Source organism: Streptomyces sp. NPDC088923 (genome assembly GCF_044749745.1).
In the GTDB taxonomy this organism is placed as follows: Bacteria; Actinomycetota; Actinomycetes; order Streptomycetales; family Streptomycetaceae; genus Streptomyces.
Window position 1 is genome coordinate 229,634 of the sequence record NZ_JBIVIO010000004.1, and the last position, 22,076, is coordinate 251,709.

Consider the following 22,076-nt stretch of genomic DNA (forward strand, 5'->3'; position numbering starts at 1 on the left):
CGTCCGCCCCCGCGGCTCAGTAGCCGCGTACCTCCGGCCAGTGCCGCTCGACGCCCGAGCGGTCCAGCAGCCCGGCGAAGTCCGCGAAGCGGGCCTCGTCCGCCCGCACCTCGCGCGGCGTCAGCTCCTCGTCGAGGCAGTGTGCGGCCAGCGCGCCCGCGACCTCGCCGATGTTCCACTCGACGGGGTGCAGCCGGTAGCAGCCGTTCGTGATGTGCGTCGTGCCGATGTTCTTCGCGGCCGGGAGCAGGTTGCGCACCCGGCGCGGCACGAGCGCGCCGAGCGGGATCTCGAAGGGCACCGAGCCGATGTCGACGTAGTTGTCGCCGCCCGTCGAGGGGTGCAGGTCGATGCGGTAACTGCCGACGCCGACCGAGTCCGGGTAGCGGGTGCCGCCGGTCGGGCCGACGAGGTCGATCGCCACGTCATGCTCGGTGACGGTCGTGACGGCCTTGATGCGCCGCGACTCGCGCACGTACGGGGCCTTCGCGAGCCCGTCCTCCGTGCCCATGACGTCCGGGCGCAGGCGCAACCCGGGGAAGCCCTTGCCGCCGTCCGCGCGCGGGGCCTCGGTCTGGAGCCAGTACAGGACCGAGAGCGAGAGCTGCTTGGCCTCGCGTATCGCCTCGGCCGTCGTCTTCTCGCCGCCGCCGATCAGGGGCTTGAGCCAGTAGTCGTTGAGCGGCCAGTTGACGAGCGTGATGTCGGAGCCGAAGGCGCCCTCGCGGTGCAGCTTGCGGGCGAGGATGCGGCGGAAGCCGAAGAGCTCCTTGTCCCCGGCGTCGGCCGACTGGTCGGCGCTCACCGCGAGCGGGTCCTGCTCCGGGTTCGGCACGAACGTACGCGGCACGGCCTCCAGGCTGCGCGGGTCGGGCGCGAGGAAGCCGAGGAGCGGGCCCGGCCAGAAGTCCGGCTGGTAGGAGCGCCAGAAGTCGTAGTCGGCGGGCTTCTCGATCGTGTGGTCCTCGCCCTCGTGGTGCGAGAGCGCGAAACAGAAGGTGATGCCCTGCTGGTTGAGCGGGTCGGCCTGCTCGGGCGCGTGCGGCTCGCCGGTCTCGGCGCGCGACTCGGCGCCGAGCACGTGCTCGACGTCCGCGAGTTCGAGCAGTTCGCCGGTCTCGGTCGCGTCGAGCACGTAGGACGCGCCGATCGTGCGGCGGCCGCCGTCGCGCAGGTTCTCGACCGTGACCGAGGTGACGGTGTCGCCCTCGGCGCGCGCGGCGACGGGGCGGTGCTCGGTGAGCAGCGTGAGGAGCCCGGCGGAGCGGTACGGGGCGAGCATGCCCTCCAGCGCCGCGAGTCCCGCGCGCGGCTCCGCGCACAGCTTGCTCACGCGCCCGGCGCCCGGGTTGAGCGTCGGCTGCGCCGCCGCCTCGGCACGCAGCGGGTACAGGTCGCGGTAGTAGTCGCGGATCGCCTCGCGCAGCGCGCGGTACGAGGCCGTGACGCCGAACTGCTCGACCCACGGGTGCTCGTCCGGGGGCACGGCCTGCGAGGTGAGCTGGCCGCCGACCCAGTCGGTCTCTTCGGTCAGGACGACGGTGCGCCCCGCCCGGCAGGCGGCGAGGGCGGCGGCGACGCCGCCGAGGCCGCCGCCGACGACGAGGATGTCCGGTTGGCTGGTCACAAGCTCTCCTAGTGGTGCGGGTGGTGCGGGTGGTGCTCGGTGGTGCGGTGTTGCCGGTACGGGGCCGGGCGGCGTGTCAGGTCGTCGCCAGGTCCCGTACCGCCTCGGGGGCCGGTCCCGCCGTCGCGCCCGGCCGGAAGGCGCACGGCACGAGCGGCTCGTCCGCCTCCTCGCCCGCGACGAGCGCGGCCAGGAGCCGGACCGCCGCGGCGCCGAGCCGGGTGCGCGGGATGGCGAAGCCGGTCGGCACCGGCTCGCCCGCGAGGTCGGGGGGCGGGTCGCCGAGCAGTGCGAGGCTCAGTTCGCGCGGGCAGTCGAGCCCGGCCGCCGCGACGGCCGCGCGCAGCGCCCGCCAGGCGGCGCCCGTGTCGGTCTCCTCCGCGACGAACGCGGTGACGCCCTCCGCGCGCCAGGCCCGCAGCCGCTCGGGGGTCAGGTCCCCCTCCGGCGCGGCGGTGCGGAAGACGGCGCCCTCCAGGGGGAGCCCGGCCTCCTCCAGACCGGCGAGGAAGCCGCGTTCGCGGTCGGCCGTCGCGGGGGCCTCGTCGTCCTCGCGCACGAGCACGATCCGCCGGTGCCCGAGAGCGACGAGGTGCTGTACGACCTCGCGGCTCGCCGGGGCGTAGTCGGCGCCGACCCACGCGAGCCCGTCCAGCTCGTCCCTGCGGCCCAGGTGGACGACGGGGAAACCGTCGGCCACGAGCCGCCGCAGTTCGCGGGCGGGCGCGTGCCGCCCGAGGAAGAGACAGCCGTCCGCGAGCCGCACGCGGCTCAGCGCCTCGGGACCGGGGGCCGCGCCGTGCGCGCTCGATCCCGTGAAGAGCACGAGGTCGAAGCCGCGCGCGGCGGCCTCCTGCTCGACGCCGACGAGGAACGGGTAGTACGAGTGCTGCACGTCCGTCGGGAAGGTCGCCGTGAAGCTGAAGACGCCGAGCAGGTCGTTCCCGGCCCCGGCGAGACTGCGCGCGGCCGGGTCGGGGACGTAGCCCAGGGTGCGGGCCGCGTCCATGACCTTGCGCCGCGTCTCCTCGGAGATCGTCGCGGCCTGCGGCTTGTTGCCGAGCACGAGCGAGACGGTCGCCTGTGAGACCCCCGCCAGACGCGCCACCTCCGCCTGTCGCGGGCGCGCCCGTTTCACGGGCTCGCGCGGCGTTCTCGCTGACTTGCCCGGCTTGTCCGGACTGGTGTCGTTCACGTGTCGACCTCACTCACTAATGCGTATTAGTAATGCGCATTAGTGAGCACTCTCCGACTCGGATGGGCGGAGGTCAAGAGGGTGTGAGCGATTTCCCCGCGCCAGGGGTGTGGTCTGTGCCACGGGAGAGGGGTGCGGGGCGGGCCGGGCCGGACGGCCCGGGCCCCTGGACCCTCCTTACGGAATGTCCCGTTCCGTTTACCGTCCGCTGGGCAGACTAGGAACGCACGCCATCCCGTTCACGGGGTAGTGGGGAAACCGTACGGCCGGTGATCACCGGCCCGTTGAGAGAAGAGGCGCCCGAGGTGTTCACGAGCGTACTGATGATCGAACAGGCCCTGTCCACGGTGGACATCGAGTTCGTCACCACCCTGCACGGCGAGGAGGCCGTGACCTTCCACGTCCTGATGCAGCCCCGGGGCGATCAGGACCGGCTGCTGCGCGCGGTGGACGACGTGGCGCTCGGTGAGCTGACCGACGTGGTGCGGGAGGCGGAGGTGCCGGAGGGCGAGTCCGCGGTGCCGCCCGCGAAGATCGCCCTGGAGCACTCGCTCCAGTCGCTGCGCGCCGCCGGTGCCCAGGCCGTGGGCCACGTCGTCGAGAACCACCCGCTCGACGCGGTCGCGACGGCGGTCAAGGAGACGGGAGCGGACGAGGTGATCGTCCTGACCGCGCCGCACTACGTCGAGGAGTTCTTCCACCGCGACTGGGCCTCGCGCGCCCGCCACAAGGTCGGCGTCCCGGTCCTCAAGCTCTACGCGCACAGCCCGGACGCCGAGAACTGACGTCCCCGGCCGGGCGCGCCCGGAACGCGAGGAGACCGGCGGCGGTGCTCGCGTTCCGGGGCGGCTGCGCGGCTGGTCGCGGCACGAGCGCAGACCGCCCAGTCGTCAGACATTGCCCAGCCGCTCGGCATCGCAAAGCCGCTTGGCATTTCGTTCTAAGGTGGCCCCGAAGATTTCGTTCCCGGGACGCACCGCGGTGTCCCGGCCCCACCCCCTGGAGACACCACAGATGGCAGCCGGCCTTCCCCCCGCCCTCGACCGACCGCACTTCATCGGGATCGGTGGGGCCGGGATGTCGGGCATCGCGCGGATTCTCGCCCAGCGCGGGGCGAGCGTCGCGGGCAGTGACGCGAAGGACTCGGCGACCGCCGCATCGCTGCGTGCCCTCGGCGCCACCGTCCACCTCGGCCACGACGCGGCCCACCTCGCCGAGGACACCTCCGCCGTCGTCGTCTCCTCCGCGATCCGCGCCGACAACCCCGAGCTGGTCCGCGCCCGGGAGCTCGGCATCCCCGTCGTCCACCGCTCCGACGCCCTCGCCGCCCTCATGGACGGCACGCGCCCGCTCGCGATCGCGGGCACGCACGGCAAGACGACGACGACCTCGATGCTCGCCGTCTCCCTCACGGCGCTCGGTCTCGACCCCTCGTACGCGATCGGCGGCGACCTCGACGCGCCTGGCTCCAACGCGCACCACGGCACCGGCGAGATCTTCGTGGCCGAGGCCGACGAGAGCGACCGCAGCTTCCACACGTACGCGCCCGAGGTCGCCGTCGTCCTCAACGTCGAACTCGACCACCACGCCAACTACGCCTCGATCGACGAGATCTACGAGTCCTTCGAGATCTTCGTCGGCAAGATCGTCCCCGGCGGCACGCTCGTGATCTCCGCCGATCACGAGGGCGCCCGCGAGCTGACCCGTCGCGTGCGGGACCGGGCGGACCTGAAGGTCCTCACCTACGGCTCCGCCGAGGACGCGGACGTACGGGTGCGCAAGGTCACCCCGCGCGGGCTGACCAGCGAGGTCACCGTCTCGCTGAACGGGAAGCTGCTCACCTTCACGGTGTCCGTGCCCGGCAGCCACTACGCGCACAACGCGGTCGCCGCGCTCGTCGCGGGCGTCTCCCTCGGCGTCCCCCTGCACAACCTCGCCTCCGCGCTTCGCAGCTACACGGGCGTGAAGCGGCGCCTCCAGCTCAAGGGCGAGGCCGCGGGCGTGCAGGTCGTCGACTCGTACGCGCACCACCCGACCGAGATGGCCGCCGACCTGGAGGCGATGCGGGGCGCCGTCGAGGGGCGCATCCTCGTCGTCTTCCAGCCGCACCTCTTCTCGCGCACGCAGGAGCTGGGCAAGGAGATGGGCCAGGCCCTCGCGCTCGCCGACTCCTCCCTGGTCCTGGACATCTACCCGGCCCGCGAGGACCCGATCGAGGGCGTCACGAGCGAGCTGATCATCGCCGCGGGGCGCGCCGCCGGGGCCGACGTGAGCCCGCTGCACGCGAAGGACGAGGTCGCGGAGGCCGTCGCGGGAATGGCGAAGCCCGGTGATCTCGTTCTCACCATGGGGGCGGGCGATGTCACGGACCTCGGCCCCGCCGTCCTGGACCGGCTCGCCGCCGGACCGCACCACGAGCAGTGAGGAGCAGGCCATGGCGTACAACGTCGAGAAGTCGGACCAGGAGTGGCGCGAGGAGCTGACGCCGAACGAGTACGCGGTGCTCCGCCAGGCCGGCACCGAGCCCGCCTTCGTCGGTGAGTACACCGACACGAAGACCAAGGGCGTCTACGACTGCCGCGCCTGCGGTGCCGAGTTGTTCACCTCGGACACGAAGTTCGAGTCGCACTGCGGCTGGCCGTCCTTCTTCGACCCGAAGGACTCCGACGCCGTCGAGCTGATCGAGGACCGCTCGCACGGCATGGTCCGCACCGAGGTCCGGTGCGCCAACTGCGGCTCCCACCTCGGCCACGTCTTCGCGGGCGAGGGCTACGCGACGCCGACGGACCAGCGGTACTGCATCAACTCGATCTCCGTGAAGCTCGTCCCGGACGACGAGAGCTGACGCGAGGGCCCGCACCGCGGGCCCGGGGGCGTGGAAGGGGCGGGAGGGGCTGACGCCGCCCGCCCCTTCGCTCTAGGCTCCTCGGGTGACAGCAACGCGCAAGACCCTGCGGGCCGTCAGCGACCTGCACATCTCGTACGAGGAGAACCGGGCCCTCACCGAGGGGATACGCCCCGCGCACCCGGAGGACTGGCTCATCGTCGCGGGCGACGTCGGCGAGCGGTTCGCCGACATCGCATGGGCGCTGCGCCTGCTCGCGGGCCGCTTCGCGCGCGTCGTGTGGGCGCCGGGGAACCACGAGCTGTGGACCCTGCCCACCGAGCCGGACCAGGCGCGCGGCGTGGCCAGGTACGACAAACTCGTCGCGCTGTGCCGCGAGCTCGGCGTCCTGACCCCCGAGGACCCCTGGCCGGTGTGGGACGGGCCCGGCGGCGGCCCCGACGGTGCGGGCGGCCCGCTCCGCATCGCCCCGCTCTTCACCCTGTACGACTACTCCTGGTACGCCCCGGGCACCACGACGCCCGAGGCTTCCCTCGCCCGCGCCCACGAGGCGGGCATCGTCTGCACCGACGAGGCCGTGCTCCACCACGAGCCCTACGCGGGCCGCGCCCAGTGGTGCGCGGACCGGATCGCGTACACCGAGGGACGGCTCGCCGAGGCGGCGGGCGGCCCGCCGCTCGTCCTCGTCAACCACTGGCCCCTCGTGCGGCAGCCGACCGAGATCATGACGCACCAGGAGTTCGCGCAGTGGTGCGGCACGGCCCGCACCGCCGACTGGCACACGCGCTTCGACGTCCGTGCCGTCGTCTACGGGCACCTGCACATCCCCCGCTCGACCCGCTACGACGGCGTGCCGTTCGAGGAGGTCTCGCTCGGATACCCGCGCGAGTGGAAGCGCTTCGGGCGCCGCGCCGAACTCGCCCGCCCCGTCTTCCCCGGGGCCGCCTCGTGATCGCCCACGTCCTGCCCGAGGGCATCAGCACCGCGTACCACCACGGGACGGACCCGCACACCACGCTCTTCCCGGAGGAGGAGCCCTTCGTGGCGCGCGCGGTCGCGAAGCGGCGTGCGGAGTTCACGACGGTACGGGGCTGCGCGCGCCGCGCGCTCGCGGCGCTCGGCCGCCCCCCGGTGCCGCTCCTTCCCGGCGAACGCGGCGCCCCGGGCTGGCCCGCGGGGATCGTCGGCAGCATGACCCACTGCCCCGGCTACAGCGCCGCCGCCGTGGCCCCCGCCGAGGACTGGCGCAGCCTCGGCATCGACGCGGAACAGAACGCGCCCCTGCCCCCGGGGGTCCTCGACCTGATCGCCCTCCCCGCCGACCGCGAGGCCCTCGCGGCCCTCCCCCCGGACGGCCCGGCCTGGGACCGCATCCTCTTCAGCGCGAAGGAGTCGGTCTACAAGGCGTGGTTCCCGCTCGCCCGCCGCTTCCTCGACTTCACCGAGGCGGAGCTCGTCCTGTCGGCGGACGGCACCTTCGCCGCGCGCGTGCTGGTGGCGGGTCCCATCAGGGAGTTGAGCGGGAGGTGGGCGGCGGGGGACGAACTGGTCGTGACGGCGGTGACGGTAGGGGGGTGAGGACGGGCCCCCGCGGGCCCGGGGCGGGGGCCCAGCCCCCGAGGAGGCGGCGCCAGCGGCTCGCGCGGGTGCGCTGGTGCCAGCTCTCGAACGCGCTCACGCGGTGCGGGCCGCCCTCCGCGAGGGTCGCGGTGAGCGCGGCCAGGTGGGCACGGGGGGCCGACCGCAGGACGGGGCGCAGTACTTCGTCCAGGAGCGTCGCGCTCGTCGCCTCCCAGCCGGGACCCGCTCCCGGGTGAGCCGTCCAGTCGACGAAGCAACCCGCCGCCGTGGCCGGGTCGGTGCGCAGCCGTTCTCCGAAACCGGCACGCCGCGCCGCCTGTTGGTACGCGGCGAGGAGTGCCGCGTCGCCGGAGTGCGCGAGCCCGTACAACTCGCCCTCCGGGCTGCCCGGTTGCCGGAGCACCGCGTGGCCCAGGACCGCGTACGCGTGCGCGAGCAGCCGGGTGGGCTCCGTGAGACCCGCCGACTCCCTTAGCCTCACGGCCTGTTCGGCCCAGTCCGTGCCGCGGCCCTCGGCGATGTCCCCGGCCAGTTCGAGGAGACGCAGGCGGGCGCGGGTGCGGGGGGTCAGTTCGGCGGGGAAGGAGCGGAACAGGTGGGCGGCGAGGGCGCGGCCGGCCGCCGCTTCCTCCTCCGTACCCATGCCCCCGCGCTCCGCCGCCGCGACCGCCTCGCGCCACGTACCCGCCGCCCGGTGGCTGTCGGAGTCGGCGGCCTCCAGGATGTGCGCCATCTCGGCGAGCCCGGGCGGCTGTTCGGTCCACACGAGCCGCAACGCCGTGCGCAGCAAGGTGGGTTCGGTCGACCAGGACGGGCGCGAGGTCCGCAGCAGCTCGTCCCAGGCCGCGACCGCGTCGAGCGCGAACGCGCGCGCCGAGGCCGCGCCCGCGCACATGCGCAGGTGCGGCACGGGTGTGACGGCGGCGTCGAGCGGGAGGTCGACGGAAGCCAAGAGGGCCTGTGCGTCGAGCGGTTCGCGTGCCGCGTACCGCTCAAGGCGGGGCAGCAGTACGGTGCACAGCTCGGGCAGCCCCGCGAGCGCCCCGGCGACGGGGAGCGCCTCCTCCTCGGCGGGTGCGCGGGTGAGGGCGGTCGCGATCCGGTCGGCCACGTCCTCCAGCACCGGCCCCTCGATCGCGACGCCCAGCACGGCGGCGGCCTGGAGCAGCGCGACGGAGCGGCGCGGGCCGAGGGTGGGTCCGGAGACGGCCTCGCGCAGCCCCGCCCCGAGGCGCGCGGCGAGCGCGGCACGGCCGGAGGCGGTGAGCGAGGCCGTGCCGGGCACGGGGACCCCGGTGGGCCGGCCCGCGACGAGCGCCATGAGCACGGCACCGGCGAGCGGCGCGGTGACGTGGAGGGGCGCGCGGTCCTCGAGCCGCGCCCACACGCGCGCGAGACCGGCGGCCTCGGCGTCGCTCGCGGGCGCCTCGGCTTCGAGGAGTTCGGTCAACGTGCCCACCGCTCGGGGCAGTTCGTCGGCGGGCAGCGCGTCGAGCGCGGCGGGCAGCAGGGCCCGTACCGCCGTGGGGACCGTGAGCCGTTCACGGTGCGCGGCGGCGAGGAGCGCGAAGCCGTCGAGGGCGGGGCCCGCGCCCGCCGCGAGCGCGGGCCGCCCCTCGCGCCACAGCCACGCCGCGCCCGCCGCCCACAGATCCGTGACCGGCTCGGCCGGGGGCAGCGCCCCGTCGAGCAGCCGCTGCCCCGCGACGGCGGGGGCGCTCCCGAGCGGCACCCCGACGACGAGCCGCCCGCTGCGGGCCGCCTCCTGCGGCCCGTGCGTCGTGAACGACAGCGACCCGGCCCGCTCCGGGGGCAGTACGGCGCAGGCGAGGGCTATCCACCGCGCGACGAGCGAGGGGTCCTTCTCGGCGACGAGGAACGGCACGCCCGTACCGCCCGAAGGCGCCCCGGCCGCCTCGTACGGCGCCCCCGCCTCGTACGGCGCCCCTTCCGCGTCCCGAGCCCCCGCCCCCTCCCGCGTCAGCACTTCCCGCACGCCTTCGAGGAAGGCCCCGACCCACGGCGCCCGCGCCCGCGCGAAGTCCCCGAGCGCCGAGGAGGCGGGCGGCTCGGCGGCGAGCGGGTCCCCGCTGCCCCACCCGGGCGCGTCGAGAAAGGCGACGGGCGGCCTGCCCCCGGGCAGCCGCGCCCCGGCGGGCAGATGCACGCAGTGCGCGGCGACCCCGCCCCCCTGCGCGCTCAGCCGCGTCAGCACCCGCCCGCCGCCCGGCAGTACGTCGAGCACCCCCACGCTCGTCCCCGCCTCGGGCACGGGCCACCCGAGCGCGGCCACGGCCCGCACCACCTCGATCCCGGCCGTCACCCGCACCGGGCGCAAAGCGGGCGAACGGCCCGCCGGGGCAGCCGGATCGACGACACCGAGCACCATCCCGTAAGGCCCCGCGTCACCCGATCGCCCGTCCGCCATACCGTCTCCGTGTTCGTCGTACGGGCGTCCGAGAGCGCACCGTGTGCGGGGAATCGTAGCGGGGGCGCTCCACCGGGGTGGCGGGGACGGCGAGTCCACCGGACGACGGGGTGGGGCGACCATCAAATTCCGTGCGCTCGGGTGGAGTTGTCGCGTGGCGGCCGCCGTGCTCCGGTTCGCGGGTGCGACCTCGTGGGGCCGCGCGGTGCGGCGCCCGCCCCTGCCGTGGCCTCAGTCCCGGGCGCGGTAGGCGCACAGGAGGGCGGCGTCGTCCGCGAGGCGGTCGTGGGTGTGGCGGACGACGTCCTCCACGACCCGCCGCGCGAGCCGGTCCCTGTCCCGTCCGCCGAAGAGGGCGAGGCGCTCCGCGAGCGGGTAGAAGGCGCCGTCGTCGTCCCGGGCCTCGATCACCCCGTCCGTGTACAACAGCATCGTCTCGCCGGGGCCGAACGCGTACCGTTCCACCGTCCACGCGTCCGGGTCGAGCGCCCCGAGCCCCAACGGAGGGGCCGGGCGGGCGGCCTCCAGCGGCTCCGGCCCGCTCGCGCGCAGCACGTACGGGGGCGGGTGGCCGCACGACAGGAGCAGTACGTCCTCGCCCGCGTCGGGCACGTCCACGAGCAGGGCGGTGGCGAAGTCCTCGCCCGCGCCCTTCTGCCCGTTGCTCCACTCCAGCGCCGCGTCCAGGTGGGCGGCCAGCCCCGGCAGGCTCAGGCCGAGGTGCGAGGCCGAGCGGAAGGCGCCGAGGAGGAGCGCGGTGTCGTCGAGGGCGTCGAGGCCCTTGCCCCGCACGTCCCCGATCAGCAGCCGGGTCCCCTCCCGGGTACGCACCACCCCGTAGAAGTCCCCGCCGATCTGCGCCACTTCACCGGCCGCGCGGTACTCGCAGCCGATCCGCAGCGGGCCCAGGCGGGCGGGCGGCGGGCGCAGCAGCACGTCGTTGGTGGCCTCGGCCATGGCACGCACCCGGGCCAGTTCCGACTCGCGGCGGGTGCGGGCCCGGCTGTAGAGGACGAGGGCCAGTGAGATCACCGCGACGGCGGCCACCTGCACCGCCGTGTTCGGGGTCTCCGTCTCCTCCCGCGCCACGCCCAGCAGGAACTGGAGGACGACGGCGAGCGCCGCCACGCCCGCCGTCGTACCGGGCCCGGCCGAGGCGGCCGTCAGCGCCGGGGCCACCGCGAGGAGCGGACCGAGGTGGACCGACCGGGGCACCGCGAGATCGACTACGCCGAGAACCACCATGGACGCCACAGGCACCAGCACGGCGGGACGCAGAACGCGCCCGCGTCCACGGCGGGGGGCGGGCGGGAAGACCGGCTCAGACATATGCCTATTCGTACCGCAATGCCGCATCCGGGGACCGCCTTGCGCGGATGGCGCGCGGGGTGAGGGGTGGCAGGGGCGGAGGCGTCTCGGGCGGGATCGCGGGCGGGGCCCGGCCGGGGCCCGGCGCGCGTGGCGGGCGCGTTCCCGCGTACGAAGCGGGCGCGCCCCTGCGCGGGGCACCCGCGTCAGCGGCCGGGGGGCGCCCCGCACGGAGTCTTGACGTCGCCCCCGCCCGTCCCTACGGTGACCCACCGACAGCTCTGCATCGTTGTAAATCGTCCGTCCGGCCCGGCCACCCGGCCCGGGCCCGGCGGTGCACGAAGAAGGAGCCCCCCACATGCGCGCGCGCCCGCCCCACCCCTCGCGCCCCTTCCACGCCTCGCGCCCGTTCCGCCTCCTGCGCCTGTTCGGTGTCCTCGCCGTCCTCGTGCTGCTCGGCGCGGGCACGAACGCGGTCCGCCCCGACGAGGCCGCGGCGGCTCCGGCAGCCGCCTCCCCGGCAGCCGCCCCGGCCGCCGCCGGTACGTTCCGCAACCCGCTCAACACCGGCCCGGACCCGTACATGACGTACTGGAACGGCAACTACTACCTGACCACCACGCAGGGCGACAGCGTCAAGATGTGGCGCTCCCCGTCCCTCAGCACCCTCCTGACGGCCGACCCGGTCACCGTGTGGACCGACACCGACGCGAGCCGGAACCAGCACATCTGGGCGCCGGAGTTCTACCGCTTCGGCAACCGCTGGTACCTCTACTACACGGCCGACGACGGCACCGACGACCACCACCGCGTCTTCGTCGCCGAGTCGGACCGGGACGACCCGACCGGCCCGTACCACTTCAAGGCGAAGCTCGCCCCGCCCAACCACGCGAACGACTTCGCCATCGACCCGGGCATCCTCCAGGTCAACGGCCGCCTCTACCTCGCCTACAGCGGCATCAACCAGTACCAGCACAACGGCCTCAACCTCGCCCCGATGTCGAACCCGTACACCGTCTCCGGCAACGCGGTCGCGCTCGACGGGGCCGGCGGCTGCCCCGAGGTGCGTGAGGGCCCCGAGTTCCTCTACCGCAACGGCCGCACCTGGATGACGTACTCCACCTGCGACACCGGCAAGCCGGACTACCAGCTCTGGATGATGTCGCTCCCGGACGGCGCCGACCCGCTCGTGCCCGGCAACTGGCAGCAGCACCAGGGGGCCGTCTTCTCGCGCGCCGACGACCACGGCGTCTACGGGCCGGGCCACCACGCCCTCTTCAAGTCCCCGGACGGCAAGGAGGACTGGATCGTCTACCACGCCAAGTCCACGTCGGTGAACACCTACAGCAACCGCACCACGCGCGCCCAGCGCATCGGCTGGAAGGCGGACGGCAGCCCGGACTTCGGCGTCCCGCTCGCCACCGGCGCGACCCAGGACCTGCCTTCGGGCGACCCGGGCCCCAGCGCCTACTGGATCAACGACGACGGCCGCTCCAGCGGCGCGGGCTCCCTCGCCTACACCGGCACCTGGAACTCCGGCACCGGCTGCGGAGTGCAGTGCTTCTGGGGCGACGACCACTGGAGCGCGACGGCGGGCAACACCGCCACGTACACCTTCACCGGCACGAGGATCGCCCTGTTCTCCGTACGGGACACCGGCAACGGCTACGCGGCGCTGAGCATCGACGGCGGCGCGGAACAGCGCCTCGACTACTACGGCACCCCGCGCACCGGCGAGAACCTCCAGTACCTGAGCCCCCGCCTGCCCAGCGGCAAGCACACCCTGCGCGTCCGGGTGAGCGGCGACCACGACGGACAGTCCGGCGCGTCCTTCGTCAGCGTGGACAGGGCGGAAGTCTGGACGAACTGACCCGCGTCCTCGCCCCGGTCCGGCCCGACCGCGTACGGGCCGCGCCTCGCGCGCGGCCCGCGTGGTCCGGCCGTCCTCGCGCCCGGATCCGGCCGGCCATCGGGTCCGAAATCCCGTGGCGGCCCCCGGCCGTCGTTGACGAGGATCGGGGCATGCACGTTCTCCTGGAGACCGACCGCCTCACCCTCCGCGCCTTCACCGAGGCCGACACGGACGACCTTCTCGCCCTGGACAACGATCCGGCCGTGACGCGCTTCATCAACGGCGGCCGTCCCACGAGCCGCGAGGAGATCCGGACCGGGCCGCTGCCCCGCCTCCTCCACCACTACCCGGGCCTCGGCACGCGCGGCTACTGGGTCGCCCAGGAGCGGGAATCGGGCGCGTTCCTCGGCTGGTTCGCCTTCCGCCCCCTCCTCGAACAGAGCCCCGACGCGGTCGAACTCGGCTACCGCCTGCGCCAGGAGGCGTGGGGGAGGGGCTACGCGACGGAGGGCTCCCGAGCCCTGATCCGCAAGGGCTTCACGAGCCTCGGCGTCCACCGCGTCACCGCCAACACGATGACGGTCAACACGGCCTCGCGCCGCGTGATGGAGAAGTGCGACCTCACCTTCCTCCGCCACTACACCGAGGACTGGCCGGACGTGATCGAGGGCTCGGAGCACGGGGACGTGGAGTACGAGCTGACACGGGCGGGGTGGGAGCGCGGGGTGGGCGCGGAGAGGCGCCGCGGAGACGTCCAGTAGGGCAAGTCCCCTGCTTCGACAGGGTGTTCGAGCGCCCCATAGGATCCCCGACATGCCACAGGACGAGACTGGAAACACCGAAGATACGCAGACCCCGTCAACCGCTCCAGCCGATCCAGGCGCCCTCGGGTCCGCTGTGCGCGTCTGCCTCGCGCCGCTGGCGCTGGAGCACCCCTGCGAAGGCGTCGTCGAGTACGTCCTGCGCGGTACGGGGCCGGAGGCCCTGGCTCCCCTGTACGCGCCCGGGTCCCCGAAGGTCGCCAAGATGGTGGCGGGGGGCGGCGTGTGGGCGGCCGCTGATGTCAGCCCCGTCGCGGACGTGCACCCGGGGTGGAGCCCGGACGCCGCCGATGCCGCTCGGCTGACCGTCTACGGTGACGCGCCCGCCGGTATTCTCGCCCGGTTCGGGCACGTGCTGGACGCGCTCACCCACGCGGAGCCCGGCCGGCTGGGTTCCGGCGCGTGGCTCGCCACGCTGACCGACAGCGCCCTGACTGCGGTAAGGTCCCGGTCCGAGGCGTCCCAGCGGGTGGGCGCGCGCTGGGGCCTCGACCTCCTGAGCGAGATCGCCCTGGCCGGGGAAGTGCCCGGACGCACTCCCGCACACGCGGCTCTGGCGACGGTGCTCGACCAGAGACCCGGTGAGCACTGGAACTCCCGGCTGCACCTCCTGGGGACCGGTGCCGCCGAGACCTTCCTCGCCCGGCACGCCGACGTCCTTGCGGAGGTCGCCATCACGGCGGGGTCCGCTGAGCGCAAGTCCGTGGCTCTCCGGTGCGCCGGCATCCCCGAGCCGCACGCCGCCCTCCTCGCCGCGCTGGCCGTCGACGAGGACCGCTTCGTGCGGGCCGAGGCACTGGCCGCGCTGGGCTGGCTCGCCCCCGGCCGGCAGGTGGAACTGCTCGTCCCGCACCTGCGGACCGCCGGACCGGAGGAACTGGCCGCTGTCCTGCGGCGCCTGGCCGACATCGAGGGCGGTGACGCGGCGATCGAGGACGTGCTGAACGCGCCGGGCGGCGAACCGCTGGACGCGGAGCGCGCCCAAGCGCTGCGCCGGACCGTGGAGCGCGCCTCGCTCACGCGGGGACCCGGCCCCGTCGTCCCCGTACCGCCGGTGAACCGGCCGACCGACGCCGACGTCCTCGCGGAACTGGGCAGTCGGCCCGCCGCCGCCCGCCGGGAGGGGAGCTACTTCTGGCCGCGCATCGAGGAGCGGCTGCCGCTGATCCCGGATGTCCGAGCGGTGCGCGACGCGCTGCGCGAGGCGGGGATGACCGACGCCGACCGCCGGGTGGCGTCACTCCTGACGAACCGCAACGCTGTGGGCCGCAACCGGTTGCTGGGGGCGGTCCTGACGCCGGAGGACGCCGAGCGGTGGTGGCCGCTCTTCGCGGAGCGGCTGGACCTGGCGGACGAGTACCTGGACGGCGGGTACCGGAAGGGGGACGCCGACGACGAGACCGTCGACACGACCGACATGACACTCACGATTCTCGCTCGCTTCCCTGTCGCTCCGGGTCCCCTGCGCGCACGCCTGACGGCGCTGGCCCTTGGCACCTCGCGACACCGCCTGACCGCGCGGCGGGTGCTCCGCGACGACGCGGAGGCCCTGGCCGCCGCGCGGGTGGCGCTGAACGGCACCGGGACGACGGCGGAGGCGACGGTACGCGCGTCGGCGGCGGAATGGCTCGCGGGCCTGGGAGAGCCGGATCTCCAGGCACCGCCGCCGGGCTGGGAGTTCGGTGAGGACGTCCTGTCCCCGGCGACCCGCGTCCTGCCCGCCCCCACGCTGTGGTGGCTCGACCGTTTCAAGGAGGAGGCGCTCGGGCAAGGCGTGCCGGCGCCGGACGTGGACCGGTGGCTCGGGCTCGCGCGCCCGATGCTGCGGACGGCTCCGGACGGGGGCGGACCGGTACGGGGCAGGCTCGGCGGGCCACTCATGCTCCCGCCGGACGTCCCGGCCCTCGGCGGCGCATCCGCCTGGGACGAGCAGCTCATCGTGACGCTCGACTTCGCCACCGTCCCCGAGGGAGCGACCGACCTGCCGCTCCCGCCCGACGGCAAAGTGCTCCTCTTCGCCAACGCCGACCTTGAACCCGAGCCCGAGGGTGGCGCGGTGTACGTGCCCGCCGGGGCCCCGGTCGAGGAGCGGGAGGTGTCCTTGAACCACTACGTCTACGAGTACGGCACCCCGGAGAAACTGGACGCCGACCTGCGCCGGACCGGCGACCTCCGGCTCGTACCGGGAGTCTCGCTGCCGACCACACCGCCCGAGGACGAGATGCTCGCCCGGCACCCCCACGCGGAGGCACTGCGGGAGATCTGGTCCGAGCAGACGGACGGCGGCGGCGAGTGGCAACTCGGCGGCCACGCGGACAACTTCGACGACTACGGCGACCCAGTGGCCGCCTCGGCGTACGCCGAGGCGGGAAAGGGCCCCGCGGACCCCGCGGACTGGGTCCTGCTCGCCCAATGGGCAGGCTTCCCCATGGCGATCCTGTACTGGACCATCCCGCGCCAGGACCTCGCGGCCGGCCGCTTCGACCGGGTCGTCGTCCAGATGCACTCCAACCCCTGAGCGCGGACGCGGGGCGGGCACCCCGGGCCCGCGCACGAAGCAAGGGATCAGCGCATCGGCCGCAACGCGTTCTTCCGCGCCGAGCGCCGCGCCCACCACGCACAGCCCAGCAGCGCGATCCCGCACCCGCTCCACAGCCACGCGTCGGCCGCCCCGCGCAGCGCCCCCACCGCCCACAGCACCGACCACAGGGCGAGCAGCACGCACGTCGCGGTCCACGCCACATCCCAGATCCGGCGCCGCGCCGCGACGCGTTGCGGGGTCCCGGGCTCCAGGGGGCCGAGAGCGGTGGGGTCCTTGTGCGGTCCATGCTGTGTCGTCGTCATGCCCGCCGGGTACCCCGCCCGGACGGCCTTACGGGCCGGTCCGCCCCACACCGACGATGGTCCCGCGCCCGCCCTCCGTCCCCGGCACGAGCCGTACCTCTGCGGACACGAACCCGGCGGCCTTCAGCCGGGCGGCCCACTCCCGCGGCGGGTAGCACCAGCGCGGCACGCCGGGCACGTCCGCGCGGGGGCGCAGGATCTCCGGCCCGTACCGCTCCGGCGCCGTCTCGCCGTGCGAGAACACGAACCGCCCGCCGGGCGCGAGCCGTTGCCGGACCAAGGGGAAGAGCGACGCGGGGTCGCAGAACCAGGCGGCACCCCAGATCGAGTACACGACGTCCCACACCCGCCCCGTCCCCGCCAAGTACGTCTCCACGTCCTCGCACACGAAGTCGAGCCCCCCGACGCCCGCCCACCACCGCCGCGCCCGCGCGACCTGCACGGCCGACACGTCAACCCCCGTCACTCGCAACCCCTTTCGCGCGAGCCACGCCGCCTCCCGCCCCTCCCCGGACCCGAGTTCGAGAGCGGTACGCGGCTCGCCGAGCAACTCCACGCCGGGCCCGTGCCCTTCGTAGGGCGTCCATCCGACCGGCAGGGGGCCGGGCGGGGTGCCGTGGTGGGAGGAGGGCTTGTAGAGGTCCCAGTAGGCGGCACGGTTCATGAAGGCTCCGGTGGGGTGGACGGCGACCAAGCGGTCCCACGCCATCCAGCGTGGAGAACGATCACGGCTCCCCGGGCCGCATCTCCCATACGGCGGCAGGTGCGGGGGCCGCGATCAGCGCGACAAATTCTCCAGGAAGCCGGTCCACGCGGTGGGGCTGGCGGTGAAGTGGGGGAGCGTGGCGTCCTTGGAGTCGCGGATGTGGATGGCGAGGGGGGTGAGGGCGACCTCTACGCAGTCGCTCCCGCCCGAGCCGCTGTAGCTGCTCTTGAACCAGGACAGTTCCACGGTGGTCATAGTGCTCCTCGCAGTCGCTCAAGCAGGCGCACCGAGTCCTCCGGTGTCAGCGCCTGTGAGCGAAGTTTCGCATACCGCTGGTGAAGCACACTGACGGATTTGGCGTTCGAGATCATGACACCGCTCTCCTGGCCTTCGGAGTAGGCGTGCCACATGTTGTCGGGGGTCTCCAGCAGCCTCATGGTCCCGTCCAGCCCCGCGTGCACGGGCTGGTGGAGCGGCATGATCTGCACTTGGACGTTCCAGTGTTCGTCGATGACTCGCCGGATGTGGTCCAGGATTCCGCACGTCACCTCGTCGCCACCGGTCCTGCGGACGAAGATGGCCTCCTCGATGATGAAGCTGAAGGCGCACGGGGGTTGGCGATCCGTGCTCAGCAACTCCTGGCGCTCAAGCCGAGTAGCCAGGCGCTGCCTCAGTTCCTCGGTGGTCGGTAGAGGCGGCACGTTCAGTTCGACTGCTTGGGCGTATGCCTCCGTCTGCAACAGCCCTGGCAGCACTCGGCATTCGTACGTGTAGAGGCTGATCGCCTCCGTCTCCAGCAGGGCCCACTCGCGGAAGTGGTTGGCCAGCCCCGGCTTCCGCACCACATGGGGCAGCAGAGGGCTCAGCATCCCCGCCGCATGCAAGGCCTGTTCGGCCGCCTGCACGAAGTCCGGTTGCGGCATCCGGCGGCCCTGCTCGATGGACGAGATCATGTCCACCGAGTAGCCGAGGACTTCGGCCAACCGCTCCTGGGTCAGGCCCTCCCGTTTACGGAAGACCTTGACGACCGCGCCGAACACCTTCAGAGTCTCTGAGGGTTCGGGCTCGCCGGTGGTCGCGCCGATCGCCATGCCGCCTGCCTTTCGCGCCGTACGGAACAACGGCTCATGGTCTCGGCCGGTTACTCGTACTGTCCACCCTTCGCACTCGTACGCTCACTTTCTGTACGAGTGGGGTACCTGGGATCACGCAGGTCAGCGGTCCAGCCTTGCCGCCATGACGACCACTCACACGCCCCGCCCCTCCGCTCCCGCCCCCTTCGTCCAGCGCTTCAGTTCCACGCTGCTCGGGGCCCGTCTCGCGCGGCTTCTCGTCGTGCACGAACTCGACACGTGGGGGTTCGGGAGGGGGAGCGCTCTCGTGGGGCGGGTCGAGATCGTCGTGGGGGAGTTGGCGGCCAACGCCGTCACTCACGGCAAGGTTCCGGGGCGGGATTTCGAGGTGCGGGCGGAACTGCGCGTGACCGAGGGCGTGTTGCGGGTCGATGTCGCCGACGCGCGCGGGGAGCGCCGCCCGCCACGGCGTCCCGGGCCGCGCGCGCCGCTGGCGGAGGGCGGGTACGGGCTCGTTCTCGTGGACGCGTGCGCGGACCGGTGGGAGGTCGTGGACCGGGGGCCGGTCGGCAAGACCGTACGGGCCGAGTTCGCCGTGGACGGCGTGCTCTGAGCGGACGCGGCCCCGCATCGCCCGTACGCTGGCGCTCGCCGTACCCGTACCGCGAAAGGCGAGCCCATGGCGACCGAGACCCCCGACCCCTTCACCTCCGCCGAGTACGAGAGCCGGATGCGGCGGGCGGCGGGAAACGCGCAGGCGGCCGGGCTCGACGGGCTCATCGTGACGCCCGGCCCCGACATGGAGTGGCTGACGGGCTACCGGGTGCCCGCGGTGACCGAGCGCGCGACTCTGCTCGTCCTCGCCGCCGGGCGCGAACCCGTCCTCATCGTGCCCGCGCTGGAGGCGCCGGACGCCGAGGAGGCCCCGGGCGCGGCGGCGCTCACGTTCGAGGGCTGGCGCGACGGGCAGGACCCGTACCAGCTCGTGATCCCGCTCCTCCCGCTCGGCGGCCGGCTCGGCGTCAGCGACAACGCCTGGGCGCTGCACCTGCTCAACCTCCAGCGCACCCTGCGCGGCTCCGCGTTCGATCCGCTCACCGAAGCGCTGCCGATGCTGCGCGCGGTGAAGGACCAGGCCGAACTGGCTCGGCTCGCCGCCGCGGCGGAGGCCGCCGACGCGACGTACGAGGAGATCAAGTCGGTTCGCTTCGCCGGGCGCCGTGAGAACGAGGTGGCCGCCGACCTCGCCGCACTGCTCCTCGGCCACGGGCACTCGCAGGTCGACTTCACGGTCGTCGGTTCCGGCCCCAATGGCGCGAACCCGCACCACGAGGCGGGGGAGCGGGTCATCGAGGAGGGTGACACCGTCGTCCTCGACTTCGGGGGGCTCAAGCACGGGTACGGGTCCGACACGACCCGTACCGTCAGCGTCGGCGAGCCCTCCGCCGAGGTCCGCGAGGTGCACGAGGTCGTGCGGCGCGCGCAGGAGGCCGGTTGCGCGGCCGTACGTCCCGGCGCGACGTGCCAGGACATCGACCGCGCCGCGCGCGCCGTCATCGACGAGGCCGGGTACGGCGAGTACTTCATCCACCGCACCGGGCACGGCATCGGCGTCACGACGCACGAACCCCCGTACATGATCGAGGGCGAGACCCAAGAGCTGGTCCCGGGCATGTGCTTCTCCGTCGAGCCCGGGATCTACCTCCCGGGCCGCTTCGGCGTCCGCATCGAGGACATCGTGACGGTGACGGAGACGGGTGGCGAACGGCTCAACAAGACGTCGAGGGACCTCGCCGTCGTCAACTGAGCCGCCCACCCCACCCCTCCGCCAAGTGGGTGAGTGCTCACTCACCTCGCGGAGGGGTATCCCGCCCGGCCCCGCCGCTCAGGCGTCCTCCGCGAGCACGACGCACGAGCGCCCCGGCACCGTCACCGTCCCGCCGCCGTCCGGCTCCGCGACGTCCTCCCAGGCCGCGAGCACCTTCACCGGGCCCGGCTCCACCGGTACGTCCACCGGCTCCGCGCCCAGGTTCACCGCGAGCCGCACGTCGCCGCGCCGCACCGCGAACCAGCCCGCCTCCGCGTCGTAGGCCGTCTTCACGGCCGTCAGGTCGGGGGACTGGAGGTCGGGGCGCGTGCGGCGCAGGTCGATGAGCGTGCGGTACCACGCGAAGAGGCGCGCGTGCGGTTCCTCTCCCAGCTCCGCCCAGTCGAGGCACGAGGCGTCGCGCGTCGCGTGGTCCTGCGGGTCGGGGATGTCCTCCTCGGCCCAGCCGTGCTCCGCGAACTCGCGCCGCCGCCCGCGCCGCACGGCCTCCGCGAGCTCCGGATCGGTGTGGTCCGTGAAGAACTGCCACGGCGTCGACGCGCCCCACTCCTCCCCCATGAACAGCATCGGCGTGAAGGGGGAGGTGAGGACGAGCGCCGCCGCGCAGGCCAGCACGCCCGGCTCCAGCTGGGCGCTCAGGCGGTCGCCGCGCGCTCGGTTGCCGACCTGGTCGTGCGTCTGGGAGTAGCCGAGGAAGCGGTGCGCGGAGGCGTGCGCGCGGTCCACGGGGCGGCCGTGGTGGCGGCCCCGGAAGGACGAGTACGTGCCGTCGTGGAAGTACGCGCCGGTCAGCGTCTTGGCGAGGGCCGCGTACGGCTCGCGCGCGAAGTCCGCGTAGTAGCCCTGCGCCTCGCCGGTGAGCGTCGTGTGCAGCGCGTGGTGGAAGTCGTCGTTCCACTGCGCGTCGATGCCGAGACCGTGCTCCGTACGCGGTGTGATGACGCGCGGGTCGTTGAGGTCGGACTCGGCGACGAGGAAGAGCGGGCGGCCCGTGGACTCGGCCAGCTCCGCGACCGCTCCCGACAGCTCCTCCAGGAAGCTCAGCGCGCGCTCGTCGCGCAGCGCGTGCACGGCGTCGAGGCGCAGCCCGTCGATCCGGTAGTCCCGCAGCCAGGAGAGGGCGCTCTCGCGCAGGTACGCGCGGACCTCGTCCGAGCCGGGCGCGTCGAGGTTGACGGCCGCGCCCCACGGGGTGCTGTGCCGGTCCGTCAGGTAGGGGCCGAAGAGGGGCAGGTAGTTCCCGGAGGGACCGAAGTGGTTGTGAACGACGTCGAGCACGACGCCGAGACCGAGCCCGTGCGCGGAGTCCACGAACCGCTTGAGCCCTTCCGGGCCGCCGTACGGCTCGTGCACCGCCCACAGCGATACGCCCTCGTACCCCCACCCCCACTTCCCCGGAAAGGGGCACACGGGCATCAGCTCGACGTGCGTGACCCCCAGCTCGGCCAGGTGCGGGAGCCGTTCGGCCGCCGCGTCGAAGGTGCCCTCCCGCGTGTACGTGCCGACGTGCATCTCGTAGAGCACCGCGCCGGGCAGCCCGCGCCCGGTCCACTCCGGGTGCCGCCACTCGTAGGCGCCCTGGTCGACGACGGCGCTCAGCCCGTCGGGGCCGTCCGGCTGCCGCCGCGCGCGCGGATCGGGGTACGGGCCCGCGCCGTCCACGACGTACCCGTACCGCGCGCCCTGCCCGGCCTCCGCCTCGGCCGTCCACCAGCCGGGGCGGGTGGGGTCACGCTCCATTCCGTGCGCCGACCCCTCCACCTGGAGGGCGAGTCGCTTCGCCTGCGGGGCCCACACTGAGAACTGCACCGGATCTCCTTGGTCGGGGGAGGACGGAGGCCAGACACCGGACCGGTGCCGGGCTGGCGCCGGCCGGTGACGCTCGGTGTCCATGGTGGCGCAGATCAGCGAAATCCGGGGGGCTTTTGGGTGGGGGCGCTGTGTCGGGGGCGCGGGGCCGGGGCGGCT

The 22,076-nt window shown here is 73.9% G+C and carries 19 protein-coding genes; 10 read left to right on the forward strand and 9 right to left on the reverse strand.

The features are described from left to right. Positions 1-16: 16 nt before the first annotated feature. A complete protein-coding gene (locus ACIP4O_RS18970) occupies positions 17-1,627 on the reverse strand; it encodes an FAD-dependent oxidoreductase (protein WP_401575760.1) in 1,611 nt (536 codons plus the stop codon). A 76-nt stretch (positions 1,628-1,703) separates the two neighbouring features. Then, entirely contained in the window at positions 1,704-2,735 is a 1,032-nt protein-coding gene (locus ACIP4O_RS18975; RefSeq protein ID WP_401576237.1) for a LacI family DNA-binding transcriptional regulator, read from the reverse strand. A 410-nt stretch (positions 2,736-3,145) separates the two neighbouring features. Between ACIP4O_RS18975 and ACIP4O_RS18980 the strand changes: the two genes are divergently transcribed. From ACIP4O_RS18980 to ACIP4O_RS19000, 5 genes are all read left to right on the forward strand, one after another. Continuing rightward, entirely contained in the window at positions 3,146-3,607 is a 462-nt protein-coding gene (locus ACIP4O_RS18980; protein WP_401576239.1) for an indole-3-glycerol phosphate synthase, read from the forward strand. A gap of 229 nt (positions 3,608-3,836) precedes the next feature. Then, the gene (murC, locus tag ACIP4O_RS18985; RefSeq protein ID WP_401575761.1) at positions 3,837-5,246 is read left to right on the forward strand and encodes a UDP-N-acetylmuramate--L-alanine ligase; all 1,410 of its coding nucleotides are present in this window, start codon (positions 3,837-3,839) and stop codon (positions 5,244-5,246) included. Between the two features lie 10 nt (positions 5,247-5,256). After that, positions 5,257-5,667 carry a peptide-methionine (R)-S-oxide reductase MsrB gene (gene msrB / locus ACIP4O_RS18990; RefSeq protein WP_361321775.1) on the forward strand — a complete coding sequence of 137 codons (411 nt, stop codon included), beginning with the start codon at positions 5,257-5,259 and terminating at the stop codon, positions 5,665-5,667. Between the two features lie 85 nt (positions 5,668-5,752). Further along, positions 5,753-6,619, forward strand: a complete 867-nt coding sequence (locus ACIP4O_RS18995; RefSeq protein WP_401575764.1) for a metallophosphoesterase family protein — start codon at positions 5,753-5,755, stop codon at positions 6,617-6,619. Continuing rightward, positions 6,616-7,245 (forward strand): 4'-phosphopantetheinyl transferase, encoded by a 630-nt coding sequence (locus ACIP4O_RS19000; protein WP_401575766.1) that lies wholly within the window; start codon positions 6,616-6,618, stop codon positions 7,243-7,245. The genes ACIP4O_RS18995 and ACIP4O_RS19000 overlap by 4 nt, the downstream gene beginning before the upstream one ends. Here the strand turns inward: ACIP4O_RS19000 and ACIP4O_RS19005 are convergent. Both ACIP4O_RS19005 and ACIP4O_RS19010 read right to left on the reverse strand, forming a co-directional pair. Then, positions 7,175-9,676, reverse strand: a complete 2,502-nt coding sequence (locus ACIP4O_RS19005; protein WP_401575768.1) for a GTPase-associated protein 1-related protein — start codon at positions 9,674-9,676, stop codon at positions 7,175-7,177. The genes ACIP4O_RS19000 and ACIP4O_RS19005 overlap by 71 nt on opposite strands. Positions 9,677-9,907: 231 nt before the next feature. Beyond that, complete coding sequence (locus tag ACIP4O_RS19010; protein WP_401575770.1) at positions 9,908-11,005, reverse strand: PP2C family protein-serine/threonine phosphatase; 1,098 nt, start codon at positions 11,003-11,005, stop codon at positions 9,908-9,910. A 337-nt stretch (positions 11,006-11,342) separates the two neighbouring features. On the opposite strand from ACIP4O_RS19010, the gene ACIP4O_RS19015 reads away from it, so the two are divergent. The 3 genes from ACIP4O_RS19015 to ACIP4O_RS19025 all read left to right on the forward strand — a co-directional run bounded on the left by ACIP4O_RS19015 (position 11,343) and on the right by ACIP4O_RS19025 (position 16,175). Next, positions 11,343-12,854 carry a family 43 glycosylhydrolase gene (locus ACIP4O_RS19015; RefSeq protein WP_401575772.1) on the forward strand — a complete coding sequence of 504 codons (1,512 nt, stop codon included), beginning with the start codon at positions 11,343-11,345 and terminating at the stop codon, positions 12,852-12,854. A 152-nt stretch (positions 12,855-13,006) separates the two neighbouring features. Further along, on the forward strand, positions 13,007-13,597 hold the full coding sequence (locus tag ACIP4O_RS19020; RefSeq protein WP_401575774.1) for a GNAT family N-acetyltransferase: 591 nt from the start codon (positions 13,007-13,009) through the stop codon (positions 13,595-13,597). Positions 13,598-13,649: 52 nt separating this feature from the next. Further along, the gene (locus ACIP4O_RS19025) at positions 13,650-16,175 is read left to right on the forward strand and encodes a hypothetical protein (protein WP_401575776.1); all 2,526 of its coding nucleotides are present in this window, start codon (positions 13,650-13,652) and stop codon (positions 16,173-16,175) included. Between the two features lie 47 nt (positions 16,176-16,222). Here ACIP4O_RS19025 and ACIP4O_RS19030 read toward each other — a convergent pair whose 3' ends face one another. From ACIP4O_RS19030 to ACIP4O_RS19045, 4 genes are all read right to left on the reverse strand, one after another. Then, entirely contained in the window at positions 16,223-16,501 is a 279-nt protein-coding gene (locus ACIP4O_RS19030) for a hypothetical protein (RefSeq protein WP_401575777.1), read from the reverse strand. Positions 16,502-16,529: 28 nt separating this feature from the next. Further along, positions 16,530-17,165, reverse strand: a complete 636-nt coding sequence (locus ACIP4O_RS19035) for a class I SAM-dependent methyltransferase (RefSeq protein ID WP_401575779.1) — start codon at positions 17,163-17,165, stop codon at positions 16,530-16,532. A gap of 114 nt (positions 17,166-17,279) precedes the next feature. Then, positions 17,280-17,462, reverse strand: coding sequence for a DUF397 domain-containing protein (locus ACIP4O_RS19040; protein WP_401575780.1), 183 nt, complete (start codon positions 17,460-17,462; stop codon positions 17,280-17,282). Continuing rightward, a complete protein-coding gene (locus ACIP4O_RS19045) occupies positions 17,459-18,298 on the reverse strand; it encodes a Scr1 family TA system antitoxin-like transcriptional regulator (protein WP_401575782.1) in 840 nt (279 codons plus the stop codon). Before ACIP4O_RS19045 ends, ACIP4O_RS19040 begins: the two co-directional genes overlap by 4 nt. A gap of 145 nt (positions 18,299-18,443) precedes the next feature. Between ACIP4O_RS19045 and ACIP4O_RS19050 the strand changes: the two genes are divergently transcribed. Next, positions 18,444-18,893 carry an ATP-binding protein gene (locus ACIP4O_RS19050; protein ID WP_401575784.1) on the forward strand — a complete coding sequence of 150 codons (450 nt, stop codon included), beginning with the start codon at positions 18,444-18,446 and terminating at the stop codon, positions 18,891-18,893. A 66-nt stretch (positions 18,894-18,959) separates the two neighbouring features. Further along, the gene (locus ACIP4O_RS19055) at positions 18,960-20,087 is read left to right on the forward strand and encodes an aminopeptidase P family protein (protein ID WP_401575786.1); all 1,128 of its coding nucleotides are present in this window, start codon (positions 18,960-18,962) and stop codon (positions 20,085-20,087) included. A 78-nt stretch (positions 20,088-20,165) separates the two neighbouring features. Here ACIP4O_RS19055 and treZ read toward each other — a convergent pair whose 3' ends face one another. After that, positions 20,166-21,917, reverse strand: coding sequence for a malto-oligosyltrehalose trehalohydrolase (gene treZ / locus ACIP4O_RS19060; RefSeq protein ID WP_401575787.1), 1,752 nt, complete (start codon positions 21,915-21,917; stop codon positions 20,166-20,168). Positions 21,918-22,076 lie beyond the last annotated feature (159 nt).